Origin of the sequence: Cupriavidus necator N-1 (assembly GCF_000219215.1) — a bacterium.
Lineage (GTDB): Bacteria > Pseudomonadota > Gammaproteobacteria > Burkholderiales > Burkholderiaceae > Cupriavidus > Cupriavidus necator.
The window spans coordinates 749997-775784 of the sequence record NC_015726.1 but is presented as its reverse complement, the minus strand read 5'-3'; the positions used below and the strand labels follow the sequence as shown (position 1 = coordinate 775784).

The 25788-nt window shown below is 68.9% G+C and carries 22 protein-coding genes; 12 read left to right on the top strand and 10 right to left on the bottom strand.

The genetic code is table 11. The features are described 5' to 3' along the window. Positions 1-141: 141 nt before the first annotated feature. Together CNE_RS03690 and CNE_RS03685 are read left to right on the top strand one after the other, a co-directional pair. Positions 142-1131, top strand: a complete 990-nt coding sequence (locus CNE_RS03690; RefSeq protein WP_013955804.1) for an SLAC1 anion channel family protein — start codon at positions 142-144, stop codon at positions 1129-1131. A gap of 3 nt (positions 1132-1134) precedes the next feature. Further along, positions 1135-1461, top strand: a complete 327-nt coding sequence (locus CNE_RS03685) for a DMT family transporter (protein WP_013955803.1) — start codon at positions 1135-1137, stop codon at positions 1459-1461. Between the two features lie 67 nt (positions 1462-1528). Here CNE_RS03685 and CNE_RS03680 read toward each other — a convergent pair whose 3' ends face one another. Next, complete coding sequence (locus CNE_RS03680; protein ID WP_013955802.1) at positions 1529-3577, bottom strand: NAD(+) synthase; 2049 nt, start codon at positions 3575-3577, stop codon at positions 1529-1531. A gap of 189 nt (positions 3578-3766) precedes the next feature. Here CNE_RS03680 and CNE_RS03675 point away from each other — a divergent pair, with 189 nt between their 5' ends. Continuing rightward, the gene (locus CNE_RS03675; RefSeq protein WP_013955801.1) at positions 3767-5014 is read left to right on the top strand and encodes a GNAT family N-acetyltransferase; all 1248 of its coding nucleotides are present in this window, start codon (positions 3767-3769) and stop codon (positions 5012-5014) included. Between the two features lie 16 nt (positions 5015-5030). On the opposite strand, the gene CNE_RS03670 is transcribed toward CNE_RS03675, so the two are convergent. Both CNE_RS03670 and ppa read right to left on the bottom strand, forming a co-directional pair. Further along, the gene (locus CNE_RS03670) at positions 5031-5603 is read right to left on the bottom strand and encodes a cytochrome b (protein WP_013955800.1); all 573 of its coding nucleotides are present in this window, start codon (positions 5601-5603) and stop codon (positions 5031-5033) included. A gap of 124 nt (positions 5604-5727) precedes the next feature. Continuing rightward, the gene (gene ppa / locus CNE_RS03665) at positions 5728-6255 is read right to left on the bottom strand and encodes an inorganic diphosphatase (RefSeq protein ID WP_013955799.1); all 528 of its coding nucleotides are present in this window, start codon (positions 6253-6255) and stop codon (positions 5728-5730) included. Positions 6256-6458: 203 nt separating this feature from the next. Here ppa and CNE_RS03660 point away from each other — a divergent pair, with 203 nt between their 5' ends. The 5 genes from CNE_RS03660 (at position 6459) to CNE_RS42845 (ending at position 11341) form a co-directional block, all read left to right on the top strand. Further along, positions 6459-7895: an aldehyde dehydrogenase family protein gene (locus tag CNE_RS03660; protein WP_013955798.1), complete on the top strand. Its 1437-nt coding sequence runs from the start codon at positions 6459-6461 to the stop codon at positions 7893-7895. Then, positions 7888-8130 carry a hypothetical protein gene (locus CNE_RS03655; RefSeq protein ID WP_013955797.1) on the top strand — a complete coding sequence of 81 codons (243 nt, stop codon included), beginning with the start codon at positions 7888-7890 and terminating at the stop codon, positions 8128-8130. Before CNE_RS03660 ends, CNE_RS03655 begins: the two co-directional genes overlap by 8 nt. A 61-nt stretch (positions 8131-8191) precedes the next feature. Next, complete coding sequence (locus tag CNE_RS03650) at positions 8192-8950, top strand: SDR family oxidoreductase (RefSeq protein WP_013955796.1); 759 nt, start codon at positions 8192-8194, stop codon at positions 8948-8950. 61 nt (positions 8951-9011) lie between these two features. Beyond that, positions 9012-10319, top strand: a complete 1308-nt coding sequence (locus tag CNE_RS03645; protein WP_013955795.1) for an MFS transporter — start codon at positions 9012-9014, stop codon at positions 10317-10319. A 578-nt stretch (positions 10320-10897) separates the two neighbouring features. Next, positions 10898-11341: a hypothetical protein gene (locus tag CNE_RS42845; protein WP_404997191.1), complete on the top strand. Its 444-nt coding sequence runs from the start codon at positions 10898-10900 to the stop codon at positions 11339-11341. A gap of 148 nt (positions 11342-11489) precedes the next feature. Here the strand turns inward: CNE_RS42845 and CNE_RS03635 are convergent, their stop codons facing one another. From CNE_RS03635 to CNE_RS03610, 6 genes are all read right to left on the bottom strand, one after another. Further along, positions 11490-17357 carry a hybrid sensor histidine kinase/response regulator gene (locus CNE_RS03635; protein WP_013955793.1) on the bottom strand — a complete coding sequence of 1956 codons (5868 nt, stop codon included), beginning with the start codon at positions 17355-17357 and terminating at the stop codon, positions 11490-11492. Between the two features lie 145 nt (positions 17358-17502). Continuing rightward, positions 17503-19716 (bottom strand): methyl-accepting chemotaxis protein, encoded by a 2214-nt coding sequence (locus tag CNE_RS03630; RefSeq protein WP_013955792.1) that lies wholly within the window; start codon positions 19714-19716, stop codon positions 17503-17505. Positions 19717-19822: 106 nt separating this feature from the next. Then, complete coding sequence (locus CNE_RS03625) at positions 19823-20380, bottom strand: chemotaxis protein CheW (RefSeq protein ID WP_013955791.1); 558 nt, start codon at positions 20378-20380, stop codon at positions 19823-19825. Between the two features lie 55 nt (positions 20381-20435). Beyond that, positions 20436-20807 carry a response regulator gene (locus CNE_RS03620; protein ID WP_010813015.1) on the bottom strand — a complete coding sequence of 124 codons (372 nt, stop codon included), beginning with the start codon at positions 20805-20807 and terminating at the stop codon, positions 20436-20438. A gap of 43 nt (positions 20808-20850) precedes the next feature. After that, positions 20851-21342: a response regulator gene (locus CNE_RS03615; RefSeq protein WP_013955790.1), complete on the bottom strand. Its 492-nt coding sequence runs from the start codon at positions 21340-21342 to the stop codon at positions 20851-20853. Positions 21343-21673: 331 nt separating this feature from the next. Next, positions 21674-21844, bottom strand: a complete 171-nt coding sequence (locus CNE_RS03610) for a rubredoxin (protein ID WP_010813017.1) — start codon at positions 21842-21844, stop codon at positions 21674-21676. Between the two features lie 230 nt (positions 21845-22074). On the opposite strand from CNE_RS03610, the gene hemL reads away from it, so the two are divergent. From hemL to CNE_RS03590, 4 genes are all read left to right on the top strand, one after another. Then, positions 22075-23367 carry a glutamate-1-semialdehyde 2,1-aminomutase gene (gene hemL, locus CNE_RS03605; RefSeq protein WP_013955789.1) on the top strand — a complete coding sequence of 431 codons (1293 nt, stop codon included), beginning with the start codon at positions 22075-22077 and terminating at the stop codon, positions 23365-23367. A 100-nt stretch (positions 23368-23467) separates the two neighbouring features. Next, entirely contained in the window at positions 23468-24094 is a 627-nt protein-coding gene (locus CNE_RS03600; protein WP_013955788.1) for a LemA family protein, read from the top strand. Positions 24095-24107: 13 nt separating this feature from the next. Next, a complete protein-coding gene (locus CNE_RS03595; RefSeq protein WP_013955787.1) occupies positions 24108-24971 on the top strand; it encodes a TPM domain-containing protein in 864 nt (287 codons plus the stop codon). Positions 24972-24989: 18 nt separating this feature from the next. Continuing rightward, positions 24990-25493, top strand: a complete 504-nt coding sequence (locus tag CNE_RS03590) for a TPM domain-containing protein (protein ID WP_013955786.1) — start codon at positions 24990-24992, stop codon at positions 25491-25493. A gap of 7 nt (positions 25494-25500) precedes the next feature. Here CNE_RS03590 and CNE_RS41470 read toward each other — a convergent pair whose 3' ends face one another. Beyond that, positions 25501-25677 (bottom strand): hypothetical protein, encoded by a 177-nt coding sequence (locus tag CNE_RS41470; protein ID WP_013955784.1) that lies wholly within the window; start codon positions 25675-25677, stop codon positions 25501-25503. Positions 25678-25788 lie beyond the last annotated feature (111 nt).

Here is a 25788-nt window from a genome sequence, read left to right as displayed (position 1 = left end):
CGTGTCTAGCGCCTTTCGGCCAGCAAGAGCGGCAACCATAATTCCTTTCACCAGGCCCCGTCCGATCCAGGACGCGGCCCCGGCAACCCTCCCGCCAGGCACGCCAAGCCGGCGCCCCCACTGAAAAGCAGACCCACCCCTATGACTCTTGCAGCCCATCCCGCGGCCACCCTGCCGGCGCCGCGCAGCTCTGTGAAACACCTTCCGGTCAACCTGTTTGGCGCCGTCATGGGCCTGTCTGGCCTGTCCATGGCATGGCGCGGCGCCGGCTCCGCATTCGGCGTCAGCCCCGTCATTGGCAACGCGGTTGGCGTGGTCGCGGTGCTCGCCTTCCTGGCGCTGGCCGCCGGCTACCTGGCCAAGTGGCTGCGCTACCCGGACGCGGTCAGGGCCGAGTTCAGCCACCCCGTCGCCGGCAACTTCTTCGGCACCATCGCGATTGCGATCCTGCTGCTGTCGTCGGTGGTCAGCGCGCATCACGAGACTCTGGGCCAGATGATCTGGACGCTCGGTACCGTGATCACCGTGGGGCTGACTTTTGTCATCGCCGGGCGGCTGCTGCACGGCCGGACCGAGGCGGCGAACGTGGTGCCGGCGTGGCTGATCCCCGGCGTGGCCACGCTGGACATCGCCGTGGCCGGCGGCACCATGCCGATGGCCTGGGCGCATGAAGTCAACCTGCTCGCCGTCGGCGTCGGCACCGTGATCGCGCTGGTGTTCTTCACCATGATCATCTCGCGCCTGATCCACCACGATCCGCTACCGGCCGGCATGGTGCCGTCGCTGATCATCCTGATCGCGCCGTTCGAGGTGGGCTTCCTGGCCTACGTCAATATGACCGGCAGCGTCGACATGTTCGCCGGCATGCTGTTCTACTTCGGCCTGTTCCTGTTCCTGCTGTTGTCGTGGCGCGTGTTCCGCCGCCCGGCGCCGTTCGCGCCGTCGTGGTGGGCCATCAGCTTCCCGATGGCGGCGCTATCGAACGCGGCGCTGAAGTACGCCGGGCACGAGCAGTCCGCCGTGCTGGCCTGGCTGGCGGGACTGATCCTGCTGGTGCTGACGACCGCGATCGTGGTGCTGTTCGTGCGCACGCTGCACAGCCTGTTCACGCATCGCCTGCTGGCCGCCTGAGAGATGTCCTGGACCCTGTTGGCCGTTGCCGGCCTGCTTGAAATCGCCTTCGCCTTCGGCATGAAATGGTCGGCCGGCTTCAGCCGGTTCTGGCCCAGCGTCTATGCGGTCGCCACCGGGATGGCCAGCATCCTGCTTCTGACGCTGTCGCTGCGCGTGCTGCCGGTGGGCACGGCCTATGCGGTGTGGACCGGTATCGGCGCGGCGGGCACCGCGATGCTCGGGATGCTTTGGCTGGGCGAGCCCGCGTCGCTGGCGCGCATGGGCTGCATCGCGCTGATCCTGGGTGGCGTGGTGGGGCTGAAACTGGTTTCCGGCCCGGCGCCATGACAATCACGCAGTCAGAAAAATGGCCCGCACGATGCGGGCCATTTTTCTTATCGGCAAGAAACGGTCATCAATCCGGCACCTTCTCCAGGTCCGCCAGCCACACCACCGACTCTGAATCGCTCGGCGCACGCCAGTCACCGCGCGGCGACAGCGATCCGCCCGAGCCCACCTTGGGCGCGTTCGGGATGCACGAGCGCTTGAACTGGCTGGTGCGGAAGAAGCGGTCCAGGAAGATCGCCAGGTTGCGCTTGATCTCCGGCAGCCCGTACTGGTTGCGCACCACATGCGGGCCGTTGGGCCATACGCCGCGCTCGCGGTCGCCCCAGGCGTGCAGCGCCAGGAAGGCGATCTTGGACGGCGTGAAGCCGAAGCGCAGCGTGTAGTAGAGGTTGAAGTCCTGCAGCTCATACGGGCCGATGGTGCTCTCGGTCTTCTGCTCGGGGCCGTGGTTGCTGTCGCCCGGAACCAGCTCGGGGCTGATGTCGGTGTCGAGCACGGCCAGCAGCACGTCGGAACCGCCCTCGCCCACCTGCCCGGTCTCAGCCACCCAGCGCACCAGGTGCGAGATCAGCGTCTTGGGCACGCTGGCGTTGACGTTGTAGTGCGACATGTGGTCGCCCACGCCATAGGTGCACCAGCCCAGCGCCAGTTCACTCAGGTCGCCGGTGCCGATCACGATGGCATGGTGGAAGTTGGCCAGCCGGAACAGGTGGTTGGTGCGCTCGCCGGCCTGCACGTTCTCGAAGGTCACGTCATAGACCTTCTCGCCGGCGGCGTACGGGTGGCCCAGGTCCTTCAGCATGGCCAGGCACGACGGGCGGATATCGATCTCGGTCGCGGTGCAGCCCACCATCTGCATCAGCTGGCGCGCCTGCAGCAGCGTGCGGTCGCTGGTGGCAAAGCCCGGCATGGTGTAGGCCAGGATATTGGCGCGCGGCAGGCCCAGGCGGTCCATCGCCTTGGCGCAGACCAGCAACGCGTGAGTGGAATCCAGCCCGCCCGAGACGCCGATCACCACCTTGCTGATCTTGCTCGCCGACAGGCGCTGCACCAGCGCCTGCACCTGAATGTTGTAGACCTCCATGCAGCGTTCGTCGCGCTGGCGCGGATCGGCCGGCACGTACGGGAAGCGCGCCACGTTGCGCGCCAGCGGCAGCGATTTTTCCAGGGTCAGGTCGAGCGGGAAGCGCACCACACGGAACTTGTCCACTTCTGCCTTGTGCCGGCGCACCGAGTGGCCGAAGGTCACCTGGTGCATGCGCTCGCGCGACAGCCGCTCGACGTCGATATCGGCGCAGAGCAGGTGCGAGGTATCGGCAAAGCGCTCGGATTCGGCCAGCAGCTCGCCGTTCTCGCAGATCAGCGCCTGGCCGTCCCAGGCCAGGTCGGTGGAGGACTCGCCCTTGCCGGCCGAGGTGTACAGGTAGGCCGCCAGGCATCGCGCCGACTGCTGCGAGACCAGCTGGTGCCGGTAGCCGGCCTTGCCGACCACGATATTCGAGGCCGACAGGTTGACCAGCACCGTGGCCCCGGCCAGCGCCGCGAACGACGACGGCGGGATCGGCACCCAGACGTCTTCGCAGATTTCCGCATGGAAGCGGAAGTCGGGGATGTCTTCGACATCGAACAGCAACCCGGCGCCGAACGGCACGTCCTGGCCCAGCAGCCGGATGGACTCGACCGCGGCGTTGTCGGCGGCGCTGAACTGGCGCGCCTCATAGAACTCCCAGTAGTTCGGCAGGTAGGACTTGGGCACCACGCCCTGGATACGCCCGCGCGCCACCACCACGGCGCAGTTGAACAACTGGTGCTCGACCCGCAGCGGCATGCCGACGATCAGCGCCGCCGGCAGCTTGCGCGAGGCCTCGACGATGGTGGCCAGCGCCGCCTCGCAGGCGTCCAGCAGCGCGCGCTGGTGGAACAGGTCGTCGCAGGTATAGGCGGAGATGCCCAGTTCCGGGAACGCCACCAGCACGGCGCCCTGCTGTGCCGCCTGCGCCGCCAGGGCAATGGTCTCGGCCGCGTTGAAGGCCGGGTCGGCCACCCGGCAGACGGGCACGCCCACCGCGACACGCGCAAAGCCGTGGGAATACAGGTTGAAAAACGGGTTCTTCATATCGGGCCTTGGTTATCGGACGGACCATGCCGCGCGCAGGCGGGCCGCCTGAAGCATCCCGGGATGCCTCGGCAGCACTGGTGACGAGGATGCTCCATTTTACGACGGCCGCCCCGCGCCTGCCGCGGGCACAGCAACGGCGCATCGTTTCCGGTAGACTCGCTCGATCCACAGACGGAAACTGGTGCAATGCAGTCTGAATCATGCGTGCCTGGCAAGGACCAGCGCCAGCCGGCACAGCACAAGCGCAAGGCGGCGGGCGACCCTGCGCAGGAATACCGTACCGAGATCATCTCCGACCTGGGCGAGATCGATGCCGCCGCCTGGGACGCCCTGGTGGCGCACCACGCGGATGCCACGCCGTTCCTGAAGCACGCCTTCCTGCATGCCCTGCACGCCAGCGGCAGCGCCTGCGCCGAAACCGGGTGGAACCCGCGCTACCTGACGTTATGGGCTCCGGCCAAGGACGGCCACCCGGAACGGCTGGCCGCGGCCATGCCGCTCTACGCCAAGGCGCATTCCTATGGCGAGTATGTCTTCGACTGGGCCTGGGCCGACGCCTATGCCCGCAACGGGCTCGAGTACTACCCCAAATGGCTGGCGGCAATTCCCTTCACGCCGGTGCGCGGCGCGCGGCTGCTGGCCGAAGACGCCCATGCGCGCCGCCTGCTGCTGCAGATGGCGCTGGCGCTGGCCGCCGAAAGCCAGATGTCGTCGCTGCACATCCTGTTCCCCGACGAGGCCGAGGCCGCCCTGATGCAGCAGGCCGGCATGCTGATGCGGCACGGCGTGCAGTTCCACTGGACCAACGACGGCTACGGCAGCTTCGACGACTTCCTCGCCACGCTGTCGCAGAAAAAGCGCAAGAACATCCGCGCCGAGCGCCGCCAGGTGGCGCAGGCCGGCATCACTTTCCGGCGTTTGCGTGGCGCGCAGATCGACGACGATGCGTGGAAGTTCTTCAACCGGTGCTATCGCCAGACCTACCGCGAGCACCATTCCACGCCCTACCTGAACCTGGATTTCTTCCGGCGCATCGGCGCCGCCATGCCGCAGCACCTGCTGCTGGTGATCGCCGAGCGCGAGGGCCAGCCCATCGCCAGCTCGCTGCTGGTCTATGACGATACGCCCGAAGTCAGCACGCTCTACGGGCGCTACTGGGGCGCGCTGGAGTACCACGCCTGCCTGCACTTCGAAACCGCGTACTACCAGCCGCTGGAATTCTGCATCGAGCAAGGCATACGCACCTTCGAAGGCGGCGCCCAGGGCGAGCACAAGATGGCGCGCGGCTTCCTGCCGGTGGCCACGCGCTCGGCCCACTGGCTGGCGCATCCCGCTTTTGCCGATGCCGTCGAGCGCTTCCTGGAACGCGAGCGCCAGGGCATCGACGCCTACCTGGACGAGCTGGGCGAGCGCAACCCGTTCGCCCGCGCCTGAACACGCGAGCCGGCGCTCAGCGCCACATCCGCCGTAGCGTATTGTCGCCCAGCATGTAGTGGTGGAACAGCGACGCCATCGCATGCAGCCCGATCACCAGGTAGAAGGCGGTGCCCAGGGTCTCGTGGATTGCCTTGACGGTGTCCTTCAGCGCCGGGTCGGCTGCCACCAGCGCTGGCACTTCTATCCCCAGCGAAGGCAGCACCAGCAGGTGGCCGCCAGCGTTCATCGCCAGCAGCCCCAGCAGCGGCTGGGCCAGGATATACAGGTAAAACACCCAGTGCATGGCCTCGCCGACCAACTGCATCCAGCGCGCGCCCGGCTCCGGCGCGGGCGCGCCGTGCACCAGGCGCCACAGCAGGCGCGGCACCGCCAGCACCAGCACCAGAGCGCCTGCCCATTCATGGACCGTCATCGCCAGCGCGCGCGGCGGCGTGCCCTTGGCAAAACTGCCCTTCAGCTCGATCGCGGCATAGGCCAGCGCCACCAGCAGGAATACCGCCCAGTGGAAGCACACCGCCAGCCGGTCATAGCGGCGCGACGGCGACAAGGCCTGCGGCGATGCCTGGATTTCGGTGATGGAATGCATGGGGACTCCTCTTGTCAGCACCCGCACAGCGTAGCGCAAGGCACTTGCCCAGGTACTGCGGTGCGTCAAGCGCGCGGCAACAAAAAACCCCGCCGGAGCGGGGCTTCTTCAGCGGCGGTTCAGCTTACTTCTTGTAGTTGGCCACGCCGTCGGTGATTTCCTTGTGGGCTTCCTCGATGCCGGCCCAGCCTTCGACCTTGACCCACTTGCCGGCTTCCAGTGCCTTGTAGTGCTCAAAGAAGTGCTTGATCTGGTCCAGCTGATTCTGCGGCACGTCCGACAGGCCCTTCATGTAGGCGGTGGCCGGCGACAGCTTATCCAGGGGTACAGCCACCAGCTTGGCGTCCACGCCCGACTCGTCGGTCATCTTCAGCATCCCGAGTGCACGGCAGCGCACCACGGCGCCGGCCAGGATCGGGAACGGCGACAGCACCAGCACATCCACCGGGTCGCCATCGCCCGACAGCGTCTGCGGGATGTAGCCATAGTTGGCCGGATAGCGCATGCCGGTGCCGATAAAGCGGTCGACGAACAGCAGGCCGGTTTCCTTGTCTGCCTCGTACTTCACCGGATCGCTCTGGGCCGAGATCTCGATGATGACGTTGAAATCGTTGGGGATGTCCTTGCCCGGGGACACGAGATTGAAGCTCATGCGATTCTCCAGATGCCTGCGGTGTGTTGTTGGATGGCGGGCATTATAGCGGCTCGTGCCTGACCGCAGGCTGACAACTGGGCCAGGCACGGCGCATTGCACGCTGGCCGGTGTCGGCGATAATGGCGCATTCTTCAGCCGTCACTGAATAGTGCAGCCGCCGTGCTGCCCCCCCTGTTGCACCTGCTGCCCCGGAGCCACCCATGCACGCCCAGCACTTCGTCGCCAACCGCCTGATCGCGCCCGACAACGGCCTGCGCATCAAGGTCTTCGATCCGTCCAACGGCGAGCCGTTCGCCGAGATCGCACGCGGCAACGCCACCGATATCAACGTCGCCGTCCATGCGGCCCGCCAGGCCGCCGAAGGCGCCTGGGGCCAGATGGCGCCAGCCGAGCGGGTGCGCCTGCTCAACCGCGTCGCCGTGGCGCTGATCGCCCACGAGGACGAGCTGGCCGCGCTCGAGGCCCGCGACACCGGCAAGCCGCTGCGCCAGGCGCGCGCCGATGCCCGCGCCGTGGCCCGCTATTTCGAGTTCTACGCCGGCGCGGTCGACAAGCTGCACGGCCAGACCATCCCCTACAACCCCGGCTACACCGTGCTGACCGTGCGCGAGCCGCACGGTGTGACCGGCCACATCATCCCTTGGAACTACCCGCTGCAGATCTTCGGGCGCAGCGTGGGCGCGGCGCTGGCCACCGGCAACGCCTGCGTGGTCAAGCCGGCCGAGGACGCCTGCCTGTCGCTGCTGCGCGTGGCCGAGATCGCCGCCGAGGCCGGTCTGCCCGAAGGTGCGCTCAATATCATCACCGGCTACGGCCATGAAGCCGGCGCCGCGCTGGCGCGCCACCCGGGCATCAACCATATCTCGTTCACCGGCTCGCCCCAGACCGGCAAGCAGGTGGCCCAGCTGGCCGCCGAGAACCACGTGCCGGTCACGCTGGAGCTGGGCGGCAAGTCGCCGCAGCTCGTCTTTGCCGATGCCGACCTGGATACGCTGGTGCCGGTGGTAGTCAACGGCATCGTGCAGAATGCCGGCCAGACCTGCTCGGCCGGCAGCCGCCTGCTGGTGGAGCGGCCAGTCTATGACGCACTGCTCGACCGACTGGCGTCGGTGTTCGAGTCGCTGCGCGTGGGCCCGTCAGAGCTGGACCTGGAATGCGGCCCGCTGATCAGCCGCAAGCAGCAGCAGCGCGTGTGGGATTTCGTTTCCGATGCGCAGCACGCCGGCGTGTCGGTGATGGCTCAGGGCCAGATCGTGGCCGAGGCGCCGGAGGCCGGCTACTACCAGGTGCCGATGCTGTTCCGCGACGTGCCGCCGGCGCACCGGCTGGCGCAGGAAGAAGTGTTCGGCCCGCTGCTGGCCGCCATGCCGTTCGACACCGAGGCCGAAGCCATCGCACTGGCCAACGGCACGCCCTACGGGCTCGTGGCCGGGGTCTGGACGCGCGACGGCGGGCGCCAGCTGCGCCTGGCGCACAAGTTGCGCGCGGGCCAGGTCTTTATCAACAACTACGGTGCCGGCGGCGGCGTGGAGCTGCCCTTCGGCGGCACCGGCCAGTCCGGCTACGGCCGCGAGAAGGGCTTCGAGGCCCTGTACGGATTCACCACCCTGAAAACCATCGCCATCCAACATGGGTAACATCAATTTCCTGTCCGTCGCCTTTGCCATCTTCTTCTTCTGGATGGCGTGGCATGTGCGGAACAAGCGCGCCACCAATCCTTCCGGCATGCCGCGGCTGCAGGTCTTCAAGCGCAAGTGGGGCGACGTCGTCGGCGACCGCGTGCACTGGTGCCTGTATGTGGCACTGCCCTTCCTGCTGGCACTGATGATGGTTGCCAATGCACTGCGCGGCCAGGGGCCGTTCTCGCATTAGGCATTGAGACCCCTCGCAGCACTGATCACCAGAACATAACCACAACACCAGGAGACAAGCCATGAGACTGGCCAACAAGGTAGCGATCGTCACCGGCGGCGGTTCCGGGTTCGGCGAAGGCATTGCCCACACCTTCGCGCGCGAAGGCGCCAACGTGGTGGTCGCCGACCTGCGCGAGGAAGCCGCCGAACGCGTCGCCGCCGCGATCCGCGACGCCGGCGGCCGGGCCCGCGCGGTGCGCGCCGACGTCTCGCGCGAAGCCGACACCGAAGCCATGCGCGAAGCCGCGCTGGCCACCTTCGGCGACGTGCATATCGTGGTCAACAACGCCGGCACGACCCATCGCAACAAGCCCATCCTCGAAGTCACCGAGGAGGAGTTCGACCGCGTCTACGCCGTCAACCTCAAGAGCATCTACTGGTCGGCGCGCGCCTTTATCCCGCACTTCCGCCAGCGCGGCGGCGGCGTGTTCGTCAATATCGCCTCCACCGCCGGCATCCGGCCGCGCCCAGGCCTGGTCTGGTACAACGGCAGCAAGGGCGCGGTGATCACCGCCAGCAAGGCCATGGCCGCGGAACTCGGCAAGGACAATATCCGCGTCAACTGCGTCAACCCGGTGATCGGCGCCACCGCACTGCTCGAAGAATTCATGGGCATGCCCGATACGCCCGAGAACCGCGCCAAGTTCCTTGCCACCATCCCGATGGGCCGCATGTCGACCCCGCAGGACGTGGCCAACGCCTGCCTGTACCTGGCCTCGGACGAAGCGGCCTTTATCACCGGCACCTGCATCGAAGTGGACGGCGGCCGCTGCGTCTGAGCCGGTCGTACCGTAGCTGTAAAACGCGTCACACAGAAGCGCCATATCCTCAGGAGACAGCATGACAACGACCGCAGTGAGCCCCGGCGTCAGCGACGCCGCCTTTGAAGACGCCACCTACCGCAAGGTCAGCTGGCGCCTGGTGCCCTTCCTCTTGATGTGCTACGTGGTGGCCTACCTGGACCGCGTCAACGTGGGCTTTGCCAAGCTGCAGATGCTCAACGACCTGCAGTTCAGCGAGACCATCTATGGCTTGGGCGCCGGCATCTTCTTTATCGGCTACTTCCTGTTCGAAGTGCCCAGCAACGTGATCCTGCACAAGGTGGGCGCGCGCATCTGGATCGCGCGCATCATGATCACCTGGGGCGCGATCTCGGCGGCGATGATGTTCGTCACCACGCCGACCATGTTCTACGTGCTGCGCTTCCTGCTGGGCATTGCCGAGGCAGGCTTCTTCCCCGGCATCATCCTGTACCTGACCTACTGGTACCCGGCCAACCGGCGCGGGCGCACCACCACCTACTTCATGACCGCGGTCGCGCTGGCAGGCGTAATCGGCGGGCCGCTGTCAGGCTGGATCATGCAGTCCTTCCACGGCCACAACGGCTGGTCCGGCTGGCAATGGATGTTCCTGCTCGAGGGCATTCCGTCGATCCTGGTGGGCCTGTGGGTGCTGGCCTACCTGGACGACCGCATCGCCCACGCCAAGTGGCTGTCGCCGGAAGAGAAGGCGCTGCTGGAGCGCAATATCGCCAGCGAGGATGCGCACAAGGAAGACCCGCCGATCCGCACCGTGATGTCCAGCCCGCGCGTCTGGCTGATGAGCGCGATCTACTTCTGCTTCGTGATGGGCCTGTACGGCGTCAGCTTCTGGCTGCCGACCATCATCAAGCAGACCGGCGTCAAGGGCGCGCTCGATATCGGCCTGCTGACCGCCATCCCCTATGGCTGCGCGGTGGTCGGCATGGTGCTGGTGGCCTACAGCGCAGACCGCAGCGGCGAGCGCCGCTGGCATATCGCGCTGCCCGCGCTGGCCGGTTCGCTGGGCCTGCTGCTGTCGGTGCAATGGCATAGCGACACCACGCTGGCAATGGTGGCGCTGACGCTGGCCACCATCGGCATCCTGACCACGCTGCCGCTGTTCTGGAGCCTGCCGACTTCCTTTCTGGCCGGCACTGGCGCGGCCGCGGGCATCGCGCTGATCAACTCGCTGGGCAACCTTGCTGGTTTCCTCAGCCCCTATGCGGTGGGCTGGCTCAAGGACCTGACCCACAGCACCGATTCGGGCATGTACCTGCTGGCCGCGTGCCTGGTGGTGGGCGCGGCGCTGACGCTGTCGGTGCCCAAGCGGCTGGTGAGCCAGAAATAACCCGCCCGCCAGGATCACGCGCCGTCAACGGCCCTTCCCCTGCGGGAAGGGCCGTTTTTCTTCCGGTACCTGCGAAGTCGCTCGCACGCCGCCTGCGGGCCACAATGCGCCGTCGGCTGACGCGGATGTAGGACCAACCCCGGCACTGTCGCCCACCCTTGAGCCCTAGGATAGAAAAGAGAGACCCGAAGTGATCCCACGGGGTCCTCCGGGGCATCTGATTCCGAAGCTCGCCCAAGGAGGCCACGATGCCGCAACTGCTCCCGTTTGCCCCTACCCGTTCGCTGGAAATTGTCGAAGCGCGCCTGGCACGCCGCTCGCGCGTCAAGCGCCTGGTGATCGCGCTCAGCGCCGGCGTGGTCGCGCTGCTGGCCCTGGTGCCGGCTGCCAGCCATGCGCAGGCGCCGGTGGTAGACACCAACCCTGCACCTGCCGCCCTGGCGCCAGTTGCCCCGGGCAGCACCATGGCCCCGACCCCGGGTGCCACGATGCCGGCCGCGCCGCCGGCCGACACCATGCCCCCTGCCACACAGCCCGCACCGGGCATAGCGGCCCCTGCCACGGCAGCACCGCCGCCGATGGCATCCCCGGCACCCGCACCCACCGGCACGCCACCAACTGCGCCGGCGCCACCGCCGATGGCAGCGCCCGCGCAGCCACGCCCGCCGCTGACCACGCCGCCCCCGCCGCCGCCGCGTGAAGCCATGGTCCAGCGTACGGCCGGCTCGGTCGCCTATATCTGTGGCGGTGTCGCCGAAGACGAGCAGGTCGCGCTGCAATCGCAGGCGCGCAAGTACAACATGAGCCTGCTGTTCACGCAGGGCGCGCGCGGCGAGTACCTGTCCGACGTGGACGTCAAGCTGATGCGCGGCGGCAAGGAGGTCGCCAGCTTTATCGCCGACGGTCCGCGCTGCTTGCTGAAGGCGCCGTCGGGCACGTACAACGTGCGGGCGACTTACCAGGGCCGGACCAAGACCGCGACGGTCAGCACCGGCGGCAAGAACGCGCAGATGCGCTGGTAATCAGCCGGGACGGCGCCGGTGGAGGGAAAAAAGGCTCGGCATCTTGCGATGTCGAGCCTTTTGCATGGCAGACCCTTGAGCGCGCCGCTGCCCTTTGCATGCCAACTGCATGCTCCCTCTCCCGCAAGCGGTAAAGGGGAGCAAACCGTCAGCCCGCCTGGCCGTCCCCCAGCATCTGCGCCACCGACCCTGCCGTACCGGCCGCCCGCTCACCCAGCAACCGATGCAGCGTGCCCAGCAGTTCATCCTCGTTGTACGGCTTGCCCAGGTACACGTTGACGCCGATCTCCTCGGCATAGCGGCGGTGCTTGTCGGCCGTGCGCGAGGTGATCATCACCAGCGGCATATGCGCGGTGCGCGCGTCGGAGCGCACGTTGCGCGTCAGGTCGAAGCCGTCCATGTGCGGCATCTCGATGTCGACCAGCATGGCGTCCGGCATGACATCCTGCAGTTGCTTGAGCGCATCCACACCGTCGCGCGCCAGCACCACCTGGTATCCGGCGCGGCCCAGCAGGCGCTGGGTGGCCTTGCGCACGGTCAGCGAGTCATCCACCACCATCACGGTCGGCTGCACGGCCAGGCCACGCACCGGCTCGGTGGTGCCGTCGCTCGCCAGTTCCGCGACCGCGCCCATCTGCGCCTGCACGGCAGGTAGCGCCGGCGTCTGCGGCAAGGCCTGCGGCACCAGCTGGCCGCGTTCGCGCACCAAGCGCTGCGCCAGCACCACCGGGTTGTAGATCAGCACGATCTCGCCATCGCCCAGCGTGGTCGCGCCGGCAATGCCTTCCAGCCGCGCCAGGTGCGGGCCGATGTGCTTGACCACCACTTCGCGGTTGCCGACCACATCGTCCACATGCACCGCCACGCGCTCGGCGCCGCTGCGCACCAACACCACCGGCGAATACTTGCGCCCGGCCGCGACCGCGTTGCCTTCCTCCAGCAGCGCGCCGAAGTAGAAGAACGGCACCTCGGCGCCAGCCACAGTGAGGCGGCCCTGGTTGTAGGCATCCAGCAGCGCCGGGGCGCGCAGCTGCTGGACCTGGTCGATCATGCCACTGGGCACGGCATAGCGCCGTGCGCCCAGCGAGATCACCAGCACCTGCGTGATTGCCGTGGTCAGCGGCAGGTGTACGGTGAAGGTGGTGCCCTGCCCCGGCTTCGACTCCAGCGTGATGCGTCCGCCCAGCGCCACGGTCTCGGCGCGCACCACGTCCATGCCCACGCCGCGGCCGGCCAGCTCCGACACCGCGTCGGCAGTGGAGAAGCCCGGCGCAAAGATCAGCTCGGTCAGGCGCGCTTCGCTGGCGTCGTCGTCCGGCGCCAGCAGGCAGCGCTCGACCGCGCGCGCGCGGATGCGCGCCAGGTCCAGCCCGCCGCCGTCATCGACGAAATGCAGCACCACCTCGTTGCCTTCCTGCTGCACCTCCAGCGTCAGCGCGCCGGTGGCGGCCTTGCCCGCGGCGCGGCGCGGCGCGGCGGCTTCGATGCCGTGCACCACCGCATTGCGGATCAGGTGCTCGATCGGGCCGGCCATGCGGTCCAGCACCGAGCGGTCGATTTCCACGGTGCCGCCCTTGATCAACAGGCGCACTTCCTTGCCGGTCTCGGCCGCGGCCTGGCGTGCCACGCGATAGAGGCGCTCGGCCAGCGCGTCGAACTGCACCATGCGCGCCTGCATCAGCCCGCGCTGCATGCCGCGCGTCAGGCGCGCCTGCGCGGCCAAGTCGCCGGCGGCGCGGTCAAAGCCGCGCTGCAGGTTCTGCTCGACGGTGGCCACGTCGTTGACCGACTCAGCCATCATCCGCGTCAGCTCCTGGAAGCGCGTGAAGCGGTCGAACTCGAGCGGATCGAATTCCTGCTTGTGCTGCGCGTCGGCAATGCGCGATGCCATCTGCGATTCCGCCTGGATCTCGATTTCGCGCAACTGCCCGCGCAGGCGCGCGACGTTGTCGTTCAGTTCGCCCAGGTAGGCGCGCATCGCCTCCAGTTCGCTGTCCAGGCGTGCGCGCGTGGCGCCGACCTCGCCGGCTTCATTGATCAGCGTGTCGAGCGCGCGCGCCTGCACACGCACCAGCGCGCGTTGCGGCTCGGCAGGCACGGCCGGCGGCATCGCCACCATCACGTCTGCCGGCCCCGGCATGGCGGGCAGGCTGGCGGCGGGCACCGCCTCGACCACGGCATCTGCCTGCGGCAGCGGCGCATCGGCCTGCGCGTCCTCCGGCACCTCGGCCAGGCCGTTGACCACGTCCGGGTCGTCCGCGGGCAGCAGGCGGCCGGACGGCAGCGCCTCGACATGCGCCAGGATGCGGTCGTACCAAGCGTAGAGCCGCTCGAACAGCTTCGGCCCGACGGCCTGCTGTCCCTGCCCGCGCAGGCTGGCGTCGAGCAGCGTCTCCATTTCATGCGCGGCCTGGCCCAGTGCCATGGCACCTGCCATGCGCGCACTGCCCTTGAGCGTATGCAGCGCGCGCAGCACCAGGCCGCCGTGGCGCGAGTCTTCCGGCGCGGCTTCCCAGCCGCGCAGCAGCTTGCCCAGCTCGGGCAGCGTGCCTTGTGCCTCTTCCAGGAAGATCTGGACCAGCGCCGGATCCGGCGCGCCGCCCTCGTCCGATACCGGCGCAAGGGGCGCCCGGTGCGGGGTCGGCAGCGCGATAACGACCGCGTCATGCGGCGTGGCCAGTGGCTGTGCGGCCTCCGGCCCGGGCAATGCCGGCGGCTCCGGCTGGTCTTCCTGCGCCGGCGACAACTGGCCCAGCAGCTGCGCCACCGAGCCATCCGGCTCGGCCGGCGCCTGCGGCGCGGGCACCGCCACGCGCGGACGCAGCAGCGCGCGCTCGCCAAACTCAACCAGGCTGCGGCGCAGGCCGGCATCGGCATCCGGCCAGACGCCCGCGGCAAACTGGTGCAGCATGCCACGCAGGCGCTCGACCGCCTGCTCCAGCAGGCGGAAATCGCCCGGGTGCATCGCCACCGGGTGCGAGCCCAGCTGCAGCAGCAGGGCCTCCAGCGCCTCGGCGATCTCACGCACGGGTTCCAGTCCGACGGTGGACGCACTGCCCTGCAGCGTGTGGGCGACGCGCAGCCCCAGTTCGCTCGGGCACGGATGGCCTTCATGCCGCCATTCGGAGATATCGGTGGCGAACTGGCGCAGCAGGTCGTCGGCCTCCTGCAGGTAGACGTTGTAGAGCGCCAGGCCGATGCGCACCGGTCCGATGACCTTGTAGTGGTCGTCCTCGTCCGACAGGCCGCCGGACAGGCGGAACGGGATCACATTGTCTTCGCCGTGCCCGACGGCATCGGCGCCGGTGTGATCGGCAGTCTCGGCGGCCGGCTCGGGCAGCGCTTCAGCAGCCGCTCCGGGCAACACTGGCAGTTCGTCCGCGGCCTGCGCGGCGGCCGGGTCGCGCACCGCCTCGGCGGCTGCCACCAGCGGCGCGATGTCGTGCCAGGTCGCCGCATCGCGATGCAGCTGTGCGACCCACGCCGACAGCTCGGCATGCGCGCGGCGCAGCAGCGACAGCAGCGCCGGCACCGGCTCGCGCGCCTCGGCAATCCATAGGTTCATGACCTGCTCGACCGCCCAGGCCGCTTCGCCATAGCGATGCAGGCCGACCATGCGGCTGGAGCCCTTGAGCGTATGGAAGGCGCGCCGCACGCGGCTGAGCGTATCGGCATCGTGCAGCGCCTCTACGCCCGAGCCGAGGTCGCCTGCGATGCCACTCAGCACCTCGTCGGCTTCGTTCAGGAAGATGTCGAGCAGTTCGGCGTCCAGCGCCGCCTTGTCACCGGCAGCCGGCAGGCCTTGCGCTGCGGCCGGCGCGGCCGCGGGTGCCGCAGCCCCTGCCGGCTCGGCCAGTGCCAGTGCCAGCCTGCCTGCGGCATCATCGCTGCCGGCCAGCCAGGCATTGCATTGCATGGTGGCTTCGGCGGCCTGGCGGCGCAGCGCGGCATCGTCGTCGATGGTGGCCTGGTCGGCCAGCGCCTGCAGCGCGGCACGCAGGCGCTGCACGGGCGGCGCATCGGGCACGGGGCCGGCCTGGATCGCCTCGGCCGCGGCGGCGCGCGCGGCGGCCAGCGGATGCTGCGCGGCGCGCGGCGCATCGGGCTCGCCGGCGTCGGCAAGCGTATCGGCCCGCCGCACGCGGCCGAATTCCAGCGCATCCGCAAAGGCATGGACCGCGCCCAGCTCTGCCGCGACTTCGCCCAGCAGCGCGGCGCGCGCACTGGCATCGGCGAGTTCGCCCGGATCGGCCAGCCGCGCATTGACGGAATGCACCGCGGCGGCGGCCTGCGCGGCATCGTCCACCAGCGCTGCAGGCAGCGCGGCGGACGACTGCAAGTGCGCCAGCGTGGCGCCAAGCGCGGCAAAGGCCTGGCACGCATCGCGCAGGTGGCCGACGCCTTCGGCGCGGGCCGCGTTGCGGTCGAAGCTGTCCAGCCACGATTCGCCGCTGTCCAGCTGCGCCCGCAGCTGCGTCACGGCCTCGCTGCGCAGCGCCTGGGCGCGCGCCTCGTCGACCATGCCCGCAAGCCACGCGGGCGCGCTCGCGGCGGGATCGGCCAGGCATGTCGCCAGCGCCTCGCACTGCGCGGCAAAACGCGCCGCCGCCGGATGGGCGGATTGCCCGTGCACGCGCCACGGCAACGCCAGCGCGCGCGCCAGAAACAACGCGATGCCGGAGGCGCCGAGTGCCTCGCCACGGTGATGCTGCCCGCCGTGCATGGCCGCCTGCGCCAGGCAGCGCTGCAGCGCCGGCTGCCCAAGCGGCTGCGCGGCTTCGGCCAGCGCGGCCAGCGCGGTTTCCCAGCCGGTCGGTTCGCCGGCGGCGGCGTGCTCCAGCCCGGCGGCGGCCTGCTGCAGGTTGCGCGTGTCGATCGGGTCGAGCCAGCCGTAATAGCGCTGGCGGAAGTCCGCATTGGCAAGCGCGTGTGCCGGGTCGAGGCGGAACGCCGCGAGCGTGCGCGCAATATCGGCACGCAATACGGCACGCGGCGCAGCCAGGCCATCGCCGTCACCGGCCCCGTCGCGGGCCAGGCCGGTGCAGACCAGCAGGAACACCGCGTCGTTGAGCAGCGCCTGCGGCACGCGCACATGGCCCTGCAGGTACTGGCGCAGCAGCAGGTTGGCGCGGCCGGCAAAGCGCTTGGCCAGCAGGTCGGAAGGCAACAGGCCAAGGCCCAGTGCGCGGAACGCCAGCCCCAGCACATGCCAGACCCCGCGATCCGGATGATCCGCCGCGCGGCGCGCCTCCTGCTCATTGGCGCGCACCTCGTCCAGCGCCGCGCACAGCGGCAGCCAGGCTTCGCGCAGCAGCGCCGCGTCGGGGCACGGCGCAGGCAGGCGCAATGCCTTGAGCAAGGCTGACTCAAACTGCTGGCGCGCACGCATGACCGCCGCCGGACCTCTCGCCGGCAGCAGCATGCCAGGCAGCATCTGCAGCTCATCGAGCCACAGGTCGGCCGGATGCACGCGCTCTTCGCCCAGGTGCGCCAGCACGCCCGCATAGGGCTGGAACAGGCGCAACGGCGCTTCATCGTCGCCGGCCATCAGGTCGTCGACATACTCGGCCAGCGCCTGCACGCCGGCGCGGAATACCGCCAGCGCCTCGGGGCCGGCGGCAACGGTGCCGGCGTCGATGGCTTCGAGCAGGCGGCGCAGGGCCTGGCAATACGGGTCGGTGCCGCGCAGCCCGACGATATGCACCGCGCCGGCGGCCTGGTGCAGGTGCTGGCCGGCCAGCCGCAGTGAGGTGGTATCGCGCGCGCCCAGCGCTTCGGGCGCCTGGCGGACCTCGTCGACATAGTGGCCAAGCTCGGCGGCGGCGTCTTCCAGCGCGCTGCGCAGGCTCGGCGCAAGCCACGCCAGGCCGGACAGGTCGCGCGCGGGGGCGCCTGGATCGGAAACAGCTGGCGCGCTCGCGGACGGCGGCGCGGGAGCCGGCTCAGGCACGGCGCAGGCGTCAGCCGGTGCGCCGGCTGCGGCGCCATCGCGCGGGACAGGGAAATTCAGGGACATGACGGCTTCCAGTGCGGCGCCCGGAAGGCGGCCGCGGGCGACCTGCCGCAACAGGCGGCAGGCGCGGAGTTGGCATGGAGCGCGTGGCCGCTAAGCCCGGTAAGGCCGCGGTGCGCGGAAGCGGTCGCAGGCGTCATCCGGCCACTCAGGCGATCTTGAATCGCGACACGGAGTTGCGCAGCTCTTCGGTCAGCAGCGTCAGCTGGCGCACCGACTGCGCGGTCTGGCGCGTGCCGGTGGTGGTCTGCTCGGTAACCTGCAGGATGCGCTCGATATGGCGGGCCACGGTGGTGGCCAGGTCAGCCTCGTGTGAGGTGGACTGCGAGATCTGCTCGATCAGCTCGGCCAGCTGGCGCGACACGCGCCCAATCTCGACCAGTGCGGCACCGGCGTTGTCCGACAGCCGCGCCCCCTCCACCACGCCCTGCGTGCTGCGCTCCATGGCGTGCACCGCGTCCTGGGTATCGGTCTGGATGGTGCGGATCAGCGCGCCGATCTGCTTGGTGGCCTCGCCGGAGCGTTCGGCCAGCCGCTGCACTTCTTCGGCCACCACCGAGAAGCCGCGCCCGGCTTCGCCCGCGGACGCGGCCTGGATGGCGGCGTTCAGTGCCAGCACGTTGGTCTGCTCGGTAATGTCCGAGATCAGCTCGACGATTTCACCGATCTCCTGCGACGACTCGCCCAGGCGCTTGATGCGCTTGGAGGTTTCCTGGATCTGCTCGCGGATATCGTTCATGCCGGCGATGGCGTTTTGCACCGCCTGCTGGCCCTGCTCCGCGGCAGACAGCGAGGCGCGCGCCACGTTGGCGGACTCGGCCGCGCCGCGCGACACCTGCGTGATGCGGTCGGCCATGTCCACCACCGATTCGCCGGTCTGCCGGATCTGGCGCGACTGCTCTTCGGTGGTTGACACCAGCTGGGTCGAGGTGGACTGCACCTGCCCCGACGCCTGCGTCACCTCGCCGGCGGTCTGCTGCACCCGGCCGACCAGCTCGCGCAGTTCTTCCACGGTGTAGTTGACCGAGTCGGCAATGGCGCCGGTGATGTCCTCGGTCACCGTGGCCTGGCGCGTCAGGTCGCCGTCGGCGATGTCCTGCAGCTCGTTCATCAGCTGCAGAATCGCCTTCTGGGTGTTGTCGTTGTTGCGCTTTTCGTCCAGGCGGCGGGACTCGGCCTCGCGCTCGCGCGCCTCGGCTTCCAGCGCGCGCATGCGTGAATCGCGCAGGTACAGGGCCGCCAGGCCCACCAGGCACAGCAGCGTCATGGCCGCCGACACCACGGTCGCGCCCAGCGTCACCGGGCGGACGCGCGCCGACTGCGCGTAGGCACGCTGCAGCGCCGAGAGCTCGCCGCGCAGCGCCTCGTTGTCGTTGAAGATCTGCTGTTGCGCGCGCTTGGCGGCAATCAGGCCCGGCAGATTCTGCAGGATGGTCTGCGTGGTCTTCTGCACCGCTTCAAAGCGCTGCGACAGCTGCTTCAGGTAGCCGCGCGTTTCTTCGTCGGCGGCCGCCGACAGGCGCAGCGCCTCGCTGCCGTTGAGCAGGCCGTCCAGCGTTTCGCGGAAGGTGTTGGTGTCCTTGCCCAGCAGGAACGCGGTTTCGGGGTTGACGCCTTCGCCGGCCAGGAACTCGTTCAGGTTCTTGCCCAGGCGCTGCGTCAGCATCACCAGCTGCGCCGAGGCCGCCACCTCGCGCGCGTTGGCGCCGGACTGCAGCTTGATTGCCGCGACCTGTTCGGCGGATTCCAGCAGCTCAGGGTTGGAGGCGTTGAAGATCTGCAGCGTCTGGCCAATGGTGTTCAGCACCGGCTGCTGCGCCAGCACGTCGGCGGCGCTTTTCTCGGAGCGCTTCCACGATTGCATCGCGGTCTCGAGCAGCGGTTCGGCCGCGCCGCTGGTGGCGCGCACGCGCTTCTCGTCGCTGCCTTCCTGCAGCGCCTTCAGGTCGCCTGCCAGCGCGTCTTTCGACTGGCGCAGCTGCGTGAAGGCCTGCGCATTGCCTAGCAGCGCCACCGGCACCGCCTTGCCCAGGCGCTGCGAGTGCATCAGCATGTCGCCGGCGATCTCGATCTGCGCGGCGGCGTTGTTGGCGATGCGGTTGTCCAGGTACACCGAGCCAAGCAGTGCCACCAGCGACACCACCACGCCCACCGTCAGCAGCCGCTGCTGCGACGAGAACGGCATGCGCCCAAGCCAGCGCGTGACATGCTCCATTGGCGTGGCGCCCAGGCCGTCGGCGGATGGGGGTGCCGGTGCGGATTCCGGGCCGCCGGCATAGGCCATGCCGGGCCCGCCCGCCAGGCCGCTGGCTGCTTCGGCTGCCGGCGTGCGCCGGCCCAGGCTGAATTTCTTGAAACCCATGGCACCCTCTTCCGTTTTTTTTCGTTGTCATGCCCGGCGGCTCGTGCCGGGTGCCGCAGGCCGTGGCCTGCGCGTCATTCTTGTATCTTGTAATTGGCGGCGGGCCTCAGGCCGCAACCCGTCCCACCTGCAGGAAGGCCGGCGCGTCCAGCAGCGCGCGCACGTCCAGCACCTGCCAGTCACGCCCGTCGCGGTCGGCAAAGCGTTGCCCTTCCCATGCCGGCGTGCCGGCCGGTGGTGGCGCATCGCCGTGCGGCAGGCTCAGGTCGGCGGCATGGCGCAAACCCGCCACGCGCGTGGCCAGGATTGCGCAGGCGCGCTCCACCTGGCGCGACAGCACCACGATCTTGCTGCCGGGCTGCAGCGGCGTTGGCGCGCCGCCGCAGAACAGGCTGAAATCGATCACGCCCAGCAGGCTGCCGCGCGCATTGACCAGGCCGCTGTACCACGGCTGCGTCAGCGGCACCGGGCTGGGCGGGCGCATGTCGAGCACCTCACCGGTATCGGCCAGCGGCAGCAGCCAGTTGCGCGCGCCCACCTGCAGCGCCAGGTAGCTGTCGGCCGCGGGCAGGCTGCGCGCCTCGCGCAGGCGCCGGGCCAGCATGGCCTGGTAGTCCTGCAGGCGGGTCTGGCGGGCGCGGAGGTCTTGGCGTGGCGCATTCATCTGGCGGTCCCCGGAACAGGTGGCAGTGGCTTCCCGTACGGCCTGCGCTGGCAGCTCAGTGCGCCAGCGCGGCGATCTTGCCCAGCAGCTCTTCGCCGTCGACGGGCTTGACGATGTAGTCAGACGCGCCCTGGCGCATGCCCCAGATGCGGTCGGTGTCCAGGCCCTTGCTGGTGCACATGATCACGGGGATGTCCTTGAAGCGGTCGTCGCGCTTGATCGCGCGGGTGGCCTGGTAGCCGTTCTGGCCGGGCATCACCACGTCCATCAGGATCAGGTCGAAGCTCTCGGCCTGCAGGCGCGCGAAGGCCTGGTCGCTGTTGCTGGCAACCGAGACCTTGAAGCCGCGCTTGCCGAGCAGGTCGGACATGAACAGGGCTTCGGTGGGGGAGTCGTCGACGATCAGGATCTTGTTGATGGCAGTCATGAGGTTTTCCTTCGATTCGTACATGGCGTCGCGTGCATGCGCTTCAGGCAGGCAGCACGTGGCCCGCGGCCTGGCATGGCAGGCAGGCCTGCACGGCGTGCAGCAGCGCTTCGCGGGTAAAAGGCTTGGCTAGATGGTCGTGCGCGCCGACCAGGCGGCCGCGCGAGCGGTCGAACACGCCGTCGCGCGAGGACAGCATGATCACGGGGATGGCGTGAAAGCGCGGACTCTTCTTGATCAGGGAGCAGGTCTGGTACCCGTCCAGGCGGGGCATCAGGATGTCGCAGAAGACCAGGTCCGGGTGCAGCTCGCCCACCTTGGCCAGCGCCTCGAAGCCGTCTTCGGCCAGCACCACCTGGTATCCCGCCTGCGACAGGAAGATCTCCGCGGTGCGGCGGATGGTGCTGGAATCATCGATGACCAGCACCTTGTGGCGCGGCGGCGCCGTGGTGTCCGGAATGGAAACGCCAGGCGCCACACCCTGGGCGCCGGCGGTATTGACCCGCTGGTTTTCTTCTGTTTGAGCGACCCGCATTGTTGTTCCCGCGACCGGCTGCCCCTTGTGGAGCGCCGGCAAGCACTAGAGAACACCCGTGCGGAGCAGCGCGACCCCATGCGCGCCCCGACGGACCCCCGACAATTTTTGTTTCCCTTCCAAGGCCGGGCTGTGCCCGGCAGCGGCGGTGCGTGGAACCCGCACCTGCCTACCGTCCTCCCAGCCAGAGGCAGAGGGACGGGCAGTCATTTTGCAACAGAGTGTGACAAGACGCCGGGGGGCCGTCAATCCGGTCCGGCCGCGGCCGGCCGGCGTTCTGTCGCATCGGCGCGACGCGCGCCCGGTAATTGTTCTTCTGGGGGACGCTGCCTCAGATGGCAACCATCTCGAAATCTTCCTTGCGCGCACCGCATTCCGGGCAGGTCCAGTTGATGGGCACGTCTTCCCACCGGGTTCCGGGGGCGATGCCGTCTTCCGGCGCGCCTGCGGCTTCATCGTAGATCCAGCCGCAGATCAGGCACATCCAAGTCTTGTATTCCATAACAGGCTCTGGCCACTCTCCATTAAAATTCAGCGCAGATGGTACCGAAACCGTGCCGCCGGCGCCAGCCGGCGGCCGCCAGAATCGTGCCAGATCCGCCGTGTTCGCGCATGTTAGCGCCTGATTGGCCGGCAATTGCAGCGAATTTCCGCTGTTTTTGCTGCATGTCAACGATAAGGCCCGGGCCCGCCGCACACGATCCCTGCAGTCCTTGTCCTCACCTCAACGCCATGTCCCGTAATCAGCAGCTCTTCGACCGCGCCCAGCAGACCATTCCCGGGGGCGTCAACTCGCCCGTGCGCGCCTTCCGCTCGGTGGGCGGCACGCCGCGCTTCATCACGCGTGCCGAAGGCGCCTATATGTGGGACGCCGACGGGCAGCGCTATATCGACTACATCGGCTCCTGGGGCCCGATGATCGTGGGCCACGCCCACCCGGAAGTGGTGCGTGCGGTACAGGAAACCGCCGCGCACAGCTTCTCGTTCGGCGCCCCGACCGAGGCCGAGATCACCATGGCCGAGGAAATCTGCAAGCTGGTGCCGTCGATCGAGCAGGTGCGGCTGGTCTCCTCTGGCACCGAAGCCACCATGAGCGCACTGCGGCTGGCGCGCGGCTTCACCGGCCGCGACCTGATCATCAAGTTCGAAGGCTGCTACCACGGCCACGCCGACAGCCTGCTGGTCAAGGCCGGCTCCGGCCTGCTGACCTTTGCCGACACCACCCAGAACGCGCCGTCGTCAGCCGGCGTGCCGGCCGACGTGACGCGCCACACCATGGTGCTGGAGTACAACAACGTCGAGCAGCTGGAACAGGCCTTCGCCAGGCATGCCGGCGAGATCGCCGCGGTGATCGTCGAGCCGGTGGCCGGCAACATGAACCTGGTGCGCGCCACCGATGCCTTCCTGAAGGCCATGCGCGACCTGTGCACCCGCGACGGCGCGGTGCTGATCCTGGACGAGGTCATGACCGGCTTCCGCGTGGCGCTGGGCGGCGCGCAGGCGCACTACGGCATCCGGCCCGACCTGACCTGCCTGGGCAAGGTGATCGGCGGCGGCATGCCGGCGGCGGCCTTTGGCGGGCGCCGCGACATCATGGCCAAGCTGGCGCCGCTGGGCGGCGTCTACCAGGCCGGCACGCTCTCGGGCAACCCGCTGGCGGTGGCCGCGGGCCTGGCCACGCTCAAGCTGATCCAGGCACCCGGCTTCTATGAGCGCCTGGCCACCCAGACCCGCAAGCTGGCCGACGGCCTGGCCGAGGCCGCCAAGGCCGCGGGCGTGCCGTTCGCGGCGGATGCCATCGGCGGCATGTTCGGGATCTACTTCCGCGACGGCGTGCCGTGCAGCTTCGCCGAGGTAACCAGGAGCGACACCGCGCGCTTCAACCGCTTCTTCCACGCCATGCTGGATCACGGCGTCTACCTGGCGCCGTCGGCCTTCGAGGCCGGCTTTGTCTCGGCGCAGCACGACGACGCCATCCTGGCGGCCACGCTCGACGCCGCGCGCAAGGCGTTCGCGGCGGGCTGAGGCCATGCCAGGCAGGCGGCGCCCCGGTGCGCCGCCTGCCCCTCTGGCGACAGGGGCGGTGCGCTACACTTGGGTTTTCGTCCAACCCGCGGAGTCTCTGATGCGCGCTTCTTCGTCCCCCTCCTTGTCCAGCAGCTCGCCGATGCCTGTCTTGCGCTGGCTGCTGCTGGCGGTTATGGCCAGCCTGCTGTCCGCCTGCGGCTACAACGACTTCCAGACCAAGGACGAGGCGGTCAAGGCAGCCTGGAGCGAAGTCATCAACCAGTACCAGCGCCGCGCCGACCTGATCCCCAACCTGGTCAACACGGTCAAGGGCTACGCCACGCACGAGCGTGAGACGCTTGAGGCCGTGACCAAGGCGCGCGCCGCCGCCACCAGCATCCAGGTCTCGCCCGAAACCCTGAACGACCCCGAAGCCTTCAAGCGCTTCCAGCAGGCCCAGGGCGAGCTGTCCGGCGCGCTGTCGCGCCTGCTGGCGGTGTCCGAGAACTACCCGCAACTGAAGGCCGACGCCTCGTTCCGCGACCTGCAGTCGCAGCTTGAGGGCACCGAGAACCGCATCACCGTGGCCCGCCAGCGCTATATCGCCGCCGTGCAGCAGTACAACGTGCTGGCGCGCAGCTTCCCGACCAACCTGACGGCGATGGTCTTCAAGTACCCGGTCAAGCCGTCGTTCACGGTGGACAACGAGAAAGCCATCTCCACGCCGCCCGCAGTCAAGTTCTGAGACGGACCACACCATGGGCCACACCCTGCGCTCGCCCTGGCGGCACGCCTGGCTGGCGGCCGCCCTGCTATGGCTGGCGGCGTTGCTGGCCGGCCCCGCGCTGGCGGCAGACGGCTTTGTCGCGGTGCCGCCGCTGACCCAGCGCGTCACCGACCTGACCGGCACGCTGACGCCGCAGCAGCGCGGCGCGCTCGAGAACGTGCTGGCGGAATACGAGCAGCAGCGCGGCAGCCAGATCTTCGTGCTGATGGTGCCCACCACCGATCCCGAGCCGATCGATGCCTACAGCATCCGCGTGGCCGACGCCTGGCGCGCCGGGCGCAAGGGCATCGACGACGGCGTGATCGTGCTGATCGCCAAGGACAACCCGCCCGGGCTGCGCAAGATGCGGCTGGAGGTCGGGCGCGGCGTGCAGGGGTCGCTGACCGATGCCATGTCCAAGCGCATCTTGCAGGACGTGATGGCCCCCCACTTCCGCCAGAACGACTTCTACGGCGGGCTGGCGGCGGGAATCTCGGCCATCCAGGCCACCATCGACAAGGAAGGCCTGGCGGCACCGCAGCGCAAGGCGCAGCAATCGTCCGGGCTGGCCGAGTGGCTGCCGGCACTGCTGCCGCTGGCGATCATCGTGTTCTTCTTCCTGAGTGCCATCCTGCGCCGACGCGGCCCGCAGATCGTCACCACCCGGCGCGGTCGCGACGTGATCGCCGGTGGGCTGGGCGGCCTGGGTGGCTACACCATGGGGCAGGACTGGGGCCGGCGCAGCGGCGGCTGGGGTGGTGGCGGCTTTGGCGGAGGCGGCGGTGACAGCGGCGGCGGCTTTGGTGGCGGGGGCGGCGGCGGCTTCGACGGCGGCGGCGCCTCGGGCAACTGGTGACAGCAAGGAACGACGACAATGCCGAATCTCCGACGTGCCCTGCACCATATCGCCACCACGGCCGGCGCAGCCCGCAAGCACTTTCCGGCCGAAGCCCAGCAACAGCTGCATGAAGCCGTGCACGCCGGCGAAGCCAGCCACCGCGGCGAGATCCGCGTGGTGATCGAAGCCAGCCTGCCGGTGGGCCATGCCTGGGCCGGCGTCACGCCGCGCGAGCGCGCCCGCTTCCTGTTTAGCGCGCTCGAGGTCTGGAACACCGCGGACCATACCGGCGTGCTGCTCTATATCAACCTGGCCGACCATGCGGTCGAGCTGCTGGCCGACCGCGGCATCGACGCCTGCGTGGGGCCCGCCACCTGGCGCGAGCTGTGCGACGAACTGGCGCGGGGACTCAGGCAGGACCTGTCGGTACGGCCGGTGCTGGCCACGGTGGCGCGCATCCATGCATTGTTGGCCACGCACTTCCCGTCTGACGGCGGGCCCAACCCGAACGAGCTGGACGACCGTCCGGTCATGCTCTAAGGTCTGTTCACATCGCCAGGTCTGGCTCCATCGCAATGGCCAACGACGTAACGGCCAGATAGCGATGCGCAAGCTCGTTGCCGGTTTCCTTCTGGCCTTCCCCTTGGCCTGCGCCATCGACCAGGCAATGCGCGGCTTTCATCGGCGAAACATCCTTTTGCCCGATATGACGTCTGGCGTTCACGGGCTACGCTTGGTCAACAACTGCACGACAGCCAGTGAGGCGGAGCGCCAAGACTCCGCCAGGACAAGGGGAAGCCATGCCAGAATGCCCAACGGACGAGGATCGAGGGGG